This is a genomic window from Amycolatopsis sp. GM8 (genome assembly GCF_021653975.1).
Lineage (GTDB): Bacteria > Actinomycetota > Actinomycetes > Mycobacteriales > Pseudonocardiaceae > Amycolatopsis_E.
The window spans coordinates 589184-595947 of the sequence record NZ_JAJKFK010000005.1; the positions used below are offsets into that span (position 1 = coordinate 589184).

The following is a 6764-nucleotide window of genomic DNA, read 5'->3' on the forward strand; positions in this document are numbered from 1 at the left end:
CAAGCGAATCCGCTCATACCTCGATTTCGTAGGCGCGAAGCCACAAGCCGGGCACAGGCTGCCAGTCCCGCTCCGGTAACCGGACGAAGCCCAGTCGCTCGTACAGGCGGTGCGCGGTCTTCATGGCGTCGAGGCTGGACAGCACCACGCGCCGCAAACCCAGTTGCCGGGCGCGGTCGAGTACCGCGTGGGTCAGGATTCCGCCGATACCCCGGCCGCGTGCGGACGGGGCGGTCGAGAGCATCCGGAACTCCAGCTCGTCCGCACGCGAGATCTCCGCGAACGCCGTGCCGGCACGGACAACCGTGACCGAGCCGAGCAGTTCGCCGGCCGGGTTCGACGCCACCAGCAGTTCGGCGTGCTCGGCGCGACGGGCCGCGTCGGACAGTTTGTGCACGTACTCGGGGTCTCCGGCCAGCAGGCCGTCCGCCTGATACGCCGCCACCGTCAGCGCCCCGATCGCCGGGAACTCCTCCGGCAGCGCGGGGCGCACGACGATCTCACTCACCGGGCTCCTCCTCTTCCGTCGGCAGGGCCACCTCCGCCGCCGCCTCGGAGCCCTGGTCCAGCAGGACCTGGAAGCCACTTTCGTCGAGCACGGGGACCTTCAGCTGCACCGCTTTGTCGTACTTCGTGCCTGGGGCGTCGCCGACCACCACGAACGCGGTCTTCTTCGACACCGAGCCCGCGGCCTTGCCGCCCCGCGACATGATGGCCTCTTTGGCCTCGTCACGCGAGAACGCGGTCAGCGAGCCCGTCACAACGATCGACAGGCCTTCGAGGTTGCGCGGGATCGACTCGTCCCGCTCCTCCTCCATCCGCACCCCGGCCCGGCGCCATTTGTCCACGACCTCGCGATGCCAGTCCACCGCGAACCACTCGATGACCGCCGCCGCGATGGTCGGCCCGACACCGTCCACATCGGCCAGTTCCTCCTCGGTCGCGGCCTCGATCGTGTCCAGCGAACCGAACTCCCGCGCGAGCGCCTGCGCCGCCGTCGGCCCCACGTGCCGGATCGACAGGCCCACCAGGACCTTCCACAGTGGACGGTCCTTGGCGGTGTCCAGGTTCGCCAGCAGCTTGCGCGCGTTGGCGGACAGCTCCCCCGCCTTGGTGCGGAACAGCTCCACCTGCTCGAGCTTTTCCTCGTCCAGATCGAAGATGTCGCCCTCGTCGACGACCACTCCTGACTCCAGCAGCGCGGTGGCCGCCTCGTAGCCGAGCACCTCGATGTCGAACCCGCCGCGCCCCGCGAGGTGGAACAACCGCTCCCGAAGCTGCGCGGGACACGACCGCGCGTTCGGGCAGCGGATGTCGACGTCGCCCTCCTTCTGGTGCGCCAGCAGGGTATTGCACTCGGGACAGCGGGTCGGCATCACGAACTCGCGCTCGTCACCCGTGCGGGCGTCCACGACCGGGCCCAGCACCTCGGGGATCACGTCGCCGGCCTTGCGGATCACCACCCGGTCGCCGATCAGCACCCCCTTGCGCTTGACCTCTTCGGCGTTGTGCAGCGTGGCCATGGCGACCGTGGATCCGGCCACCTTCACGGGCTCCATCACCGCGAACGGCGTGACGCGTCCGGTGCGCCCGACGTTCACCTGGATGTCGAGCAGCTTCGTGATCGCCTCTTCCGGCGCGTACTTGTACGCGATCGCCCAGCGCGGCGCGCGCGACGTGGTGCCGAGCCTGCGCTGCAGCGACACCTGGTCGACCTTGATCACGATGCCGTCGATCTCGTGCTCGGCGTCGTGCCGGTGCTCGCCCCAGTACGCGATGTGCCCGAACACCTCGTCGGCGGTGTGGAACACCAAGGTGTGCGTGGAAACCGGCAGCCCCCACGCCTTCAGCGCCTCGTAGGCATGCGACTGGCGGTCGGGCTCGAAGCCCTCGCGCTTGCCGAGGCCGTGGCAGATCAGCCGCAGCCGGCGGCTGCGGGTGACCCGCGGATCCTTCTGCCGCAACGATCCCGCCGCGGTGTTGCGCGGGTTGGCGAACGGCGGCTTGCCCGCCTCGACGAGTTTCGCGTTGAGGTCCAGGAAGTCCTCGACCCGGAAGAACACCTCACCGCGCACCTCGACGAGCGCGGGCACCGGGAACTCGCTGGTGCCGGTGAGCTGTTCCGGGACCTGGTCGAGCGTCCGGACGTTCAGCGTGACGTCCTCGCCCGTGCGCCCGTCCCCGCGGGTGAGCGCGCGGGTGAGCCGGCCCTGTTCGTAGAGCAGGTTGATGGCAAGGCCGTCGATCTTCAGCTCTGCCAGGTACTGGGTGGACCCGACCTCCCGCTCGACGCGTTCGAACCAGGCCCGCAGCTCCTCGGTGTCGAACACGTTGTCCAGGCTGAGCATGCGCTCGAGATGGTCGTACGCGGCGAACTCCGTGGAGAACGTGCCGCCCACGTTCTGTGTCGGGGAGTCGGGCGTGAGCAGCGACGGGTAGTCGGCCTCCATCGCCTCGAGCCGGTGCAGCAGGTCGTCGAACTGGCCGTCGGAGATCGTCGGCGAGTCCAGCACGTAGTAGCGGAACTGGTGGCCGCGGACCTCCTCCGCGAGCTCGCCGTACCGCTCCCGCACGTCGGCGGGCACGTCCGGGACTTCGGCGACTTCCTCGACCGCTGGCACTTCACTCACAGCCCGTTAGCCTAGTCAGTACCCCCGACAGATTCGCTACTTCACCTCGGCGAGGCCCCGCACCAGCTCACGCAATTCGACCAGCGACATCGAGTCCACGGGCTCGGCCTCGACGGCTTCTACTCTCCGTAACCGTTCGCCTGCCAACCGCTCGCCGAGTGTGGCGTCGAGCGGCAGGAACGTCAGCGCCGAGCGGGCCGCTTCGTCCAGCTCGGCGAGCTTGGGGTGATACACCTCCACGTCGACCGTCCCGTCCACCACCTCGGCGGCGACCCGGAACTCGCCCAGTGCGATCCGGTGCTCGCCCAGGTTGACCGTCACGCCGGACGGGTCGGGCACCGGCGGCACCGAATCGTGGTACTCCCAGATCGCGTCCTCCTCGGGCGCGGCGGCCCGCCAGGCGTCCGTGTACGGCCGGAGCGCGGGATCCTCCTGCGCGCTCAGGACGAGCGCATAGATCGCGCGCTGGCCACGTTCGAGCGAGTAATGCAGATCCGGGTGGAGCGCGGCGACGGCCATGGACAGCTCGTGCTCGACGCGTTGCGGCTCGCGGTCACCGAGCGCCGCGTTGATCGCGGGCAGCAGGTCGAACCAGGTGCGCCAGAACTCCTCCGCCGCCGCGACCGGGTCCTCGGGCACGGGCTGCTCAGGCCACGGCGTGCGCGGGTCGGGGACGTCTTCTTCCTTGGTGCGGCGGAACCATCGCATTCGTGTGTGTCTACCAGCCTTCCGGTGGCTCCACGAACGCTTTGCCCAGATCGCGCGCCAAGGCCAGCGCGCGGCGGAGCCAATCCGCCCGGGCACCGGCGAAACCGCACGTCGGGGTGGGCACGGCGCGTTCGGCGAGGATGGACCGGTTGAAGCCGAGGCGGTCGGTCAGGCGCAGCGCCGGCGTGGCCAGTTCGCGCAGCGTCGGGGGTCTCGCGGGGGCGAGGGCCGGGACGAGACCGAGGAACAGGTGCACGCCGCTGTCCCAGGCCTCGCCGAGCTCGTCGAGGAGCTTCGCGGGCGAGCCGTCGAGCAACGTCGCGTCGAGTGCGAGCGCGCCGGCGCCGGCCGAACGCAGGAGACCGACCGGCGGGCGGGGCGCGCAGCAGTGCACGACGACCGGCTGGCCGGTGATCTTCGCGGCGCGTTCGAGCACTCCCGCCAGCAGGTCGCGGGCCTCCGGCTCTTCGACGGCGGAGACCATGCCGTAGCCGGACGGCGTCGACAGAGACCCGGCGAGCACGTCCGGCAGCGTCGGCTCGTCGAACTGGACGACGACCTCGGCGCCGGTGCGGGCCTTGAGCTCGGCGACATGCGTCGCGAGGCCTTCGAGCATCGACTCGGTGAACTCGCGAACGGCGCCGCGGTCGGTGAGCACGCGATGTCCGCGCGGCAGCTCGATGCCCGCGGCCAGCGTCCACGGCCCGGCCAGCTGCGTCTTGATCACCTTCGCGCCGGCAGCCACCTCTTCCACTGCGTCGAGGTCCCACCGCAGCAGGTCGACCGCGCGGCGGTGGTCGCTGCCGGGGTGCGCCGCGACGCGATAGCCGCTGGGCACCACCTCGACGGCGAGGTCGACCAGCAACCCCGCGGACCGGCCGAGCAGGTCCGCGCCGACGCCGCGGGCGGGCAGCTCGGGCAGGTGCGGGAACTCGGGCAGTTCACCGAAGACGATCGCGGCCGCCTCGGCCACGTCCGTCCCCGGCATGGAGCCGATACCGGTCGCGGCACCGGCTGGCCAGGCTCGTTCGCTCACCAGGTCATTGTGGCCGGTGGTCCGGCGCGCCGCTGCACGCACCCCGGCCAGCCGCCCGCTAAACAATTCCGACATTCCTCCGCAATTCGCCTTGATGCTCCCGCGTCGCGATTTCCCTGGCTACGCTTCGGGCACATGACGAGTGATTCACGGCGGGCCGGCGGCGGCACGCTGTTCACCGAGCCGATCCTGGTGGTGAACCAGAAGGCCAAGCTGGTCGAGACAGCCACGGAATTCGGTGTCTTCGACCAGAACGGGCAGCCGCTCGGCGCGGTGGTCGAGGTCGGGCAGAGCCGCTTGCGGAAAGCGATCCGGCTGTTCACGAATTACGACCAGTTTCTCACCCATATTTTCGAAGTTCGCGACGCGGGCGGAAGTGTCGTGCTGAAAGTGACAAGACCGGCGAAAATGGTCCGGTCGCGGTTTCTGGTGACTCGTGCCGACGGCAGCCCGATCGGCGAGATCGCCCAGGAGAACGTATTCGGCAAGATCCGGTTCTCGTTCACCGCCGGCGGGCAGCCGGTCGGCCAGCTGCGGGCGGAGAACTGGCGTGCGTGGGACTTCTCGATCACCGGCGCGGCCGGCCGGGAGGTCGCCCGCGTCACGAAAACCTTCGCCGGGATGCTGAAGGAGACGTTCACCACCGCGGACAACTACGTGGTCGAGGTCTACGAGCACCTGTCCGACCCGCTCGCCAGCATGGTCGTCGCCGCCGCGCTGACCGTCGACACCGCGCTGAAGCAGGACCAGCACGATACGTGAGCGGCGTCTCAACAGCATGCTGTGGACAATCCATCCCTTAGCGTTTCAAAGTGAATACTCAGGGATGGAAGGACGATGAGTTCGCGTGGAACCACTTGCCGAGGACGCAACACGGTCGTGGACCGAGCCGGGGATCTACGACGTAGCGCCCGGTGTCTACCGGATCCCGCTGCCGCTGCCGAACGACGGCCTGCGCGCGGTCAACGTCTACGCGATCACCGATGGCACCGAGCTCGTCATGATCGACTCCGGCTGGGCCCTCGACGAGGCGCGTGACCTGCTGCAGGCCGCGCTGAAGGGGATCGGCGCCGAACTCGGGGACATCAGCCAGTTCCTGGTCACCCACGTGCACCGCGATCACTACACGCAGGCCGTGGCGCTGCGGCGGGAGTTCGGCAACCGGGTCGCCTTGGGTGAGCTGGAGCGGACTTCGCTCGAGCTCACCATGGACACCAACCGCGGCCCGGCCACCACGCAGCTGGACCTGCTGACCCAGTCGGGTGCCGAACCGTTGCTCGTGGAGTTGCGGAACTTCTTCGCCGGCGAACAGCCCGAGACGAGCGTCTGGGAGTTGCCGGACGAGTGGCTCACCCCGGGCCGGCGCACGGTTCTGGGGAGCCGTGCTCTCGATATCGTGCACACTCCGGGGCACACTGCCGGGCACGTGGTCTTCGACGACGGGGCGGCGGGCCTCATGTTCACCGGTGACCATGTCCTGCCGCGCATCACGCCCTCGATCGGCTTCCAACCGGGCGCGACCGAGCTGCCGCTGCGTGATTTCCTGGACTCACTACGCCTGGTGCGCGGCATGCCCGACCGCCGGATGCTGCCCGCGCACGGTCTCGTGTCGCCCAGCGTGCACGCCCGGATCGATGAACTCCTCGCCCACCACGAGGATCGCCTGGAACGCTCGGCGCGAGCACTGTCCGAAGGCGCCTCGACGGCATATGAGGCGGCGTCAAAGCTGACCTGGACGCGGCACCAACGGAAACTCGCCGAGATGGACCCCTTCAACCAGATGCTCGCGGTGACCGAAACCAAGGCACACCTGGACTTGCTGGCATACCAAGGGAAACTGAAGATGTCCGAAGTGGACGGCGTCAGGCACTACGCCGCGGCGTAAAGCCCACGGCTCGAGTTGGGTGGTCATCCCGTCGCCTGAAACAGGAACGATCACTTTTCGTCAGGGCCGCAACATCCGTACCCGGCGTGCAGCAGAGAACACAAAGCTTGCGGCTCTGAGGAAAAGTGATACTCGAAACCGCAGGCGACGGGATGACCACCCAACTCAACCACCTCGAAAAGGTGAGATCCCCTGGGCCCCCTCATCCCGGAGCCAGCCCGCCGGCGAGGCATCTTTTGATCTTTTGTCTTTTGTCCTTTGATCTTTCGGCTCACCACCACGCAGACCGGGCGCAAAGCGCCCTCATCCCAGCGTAGGCCCTCCCCCGCCCCGATCTTTTAGTGTTCGCGGGAAGACGGGTTTGTCAAGGCTGGAAAGTGAGGTGCTCCGAGGTTTCCGGACATGTCTTCCAAGTAGGCTGGTGGAGGATCCGGAGGAGTTTTTATGGCCAGGAGACAGAGAAGGTATTCGCCGGAATTGAAGGCCGAGGTGGTGAAGGCGGTCC

6 protein-coding genes are annotated in these 6764 nt (G+C 68.4%); 2 read left to right on the top strand and 4 right to left on the bottom strand.

All coding sequences use genetic code 11. The features are described from left to right. Positions 1-13 precede the first annotated feature (13 nt). From LOZ83_RS26275 to LOZ83_RS26290, 4 genes are read right to left on the bottom strand one after another with little or no spacing between them, the layout of a single operon-like run. A complete protein-coding gene (locus LOZ83_RS26275) occupies positions 14-508 on the bottom strand; it encodes a GNAT family N-acetyltransferase (RefSeq protein ID WP_236794328.1) in 495 nt (164 codons plus the stop codon). After that, on the bottom strand, positions 501-2630 hold the full coding sequence (gene ligA, locus LOZ83_RS26280; protein WP_236794329.1) for an NAD-dependent DNA ligase LigA: 2130 nt from the start codon (positions 2628-2630) through the stop codon (positions 501-503). The genes LOZ83_RS26275 and ligA overlap by 8 nt, the downstream gene beginning before the upstream one ends. Before the next feature lie 36 nt (positions 2631-2666). Then, the gene (locus LOZ83_RS26285) at positions 2667-3338 is read right to left on the bottom strand and encodes a hypothetical protein (protein WP_236794330.1); all 672 of its coding nucleotides are present in this window, start codon (positions 3336-3338) and stop codon (positions 2667-2669) included. Positions 3339-3348: 10 nt separating this feature from the next. After that, positions 3349-4374: a methionine synthase gene (locus LOZ83_RS26290; protein WP_236794331.1), complete on the bottom strand. Its 1026-nt coding sequence runs from the start codon at positions 4372-4374 to the stop codon at positions 3349-3351. A 135-nt stretch (positions 4375-4509) separates the two neighbouring features. Between LOZ83_RS26290 and LOZ83_RS26295 the strand changes: the two genes are divergently transcribed. Together LOZ83_RS26295 and LOZ83_RS26300 are read left to right on the top strand one after the other, a co-directional pair. Then, positions 4510-5136 (top strand): LURP-one-related/scramblase family protein, encoded by a 627-nt coding sequence (locus tag LOZ83_RS26295; RefSeq protein ID WP_236794332.1) that lies wholly within the window; start codon positions 4510-4512, stop codon positions 5134-5136. 85 nt (positions 5137-5221) lie between these two features. Beyond that, positions 5222-6259 (top strand): MBL fold metallo-hydrolase, encoded by a 1038-nt coding sequence (locus LOZ83_RS26300; RefSeq protein WP_236794333.1) that lies wholly within the window; start codon positions 5222-5224, stop codon positions 6257-6259. Positions 6260-6764 lie beyond the last annotated feature (505 nt).

Coding starts and splice junctions, on each gene's coding strand:
- LOZ83_RS26285 (WP_236794330.1), bottom strand. CDS start 3,338: ATGCGATGGTTCCGCCGCACCAAGGAAGAAGACGTCCCCGACCCGCGC.
- LOZ83_RS26295 (WP_236794332.1), top strand. CDS start 4,510: ATGACGAGTGATTCACGGCGGGCCGGCGGCGGCACGCTGTTCACCGAG.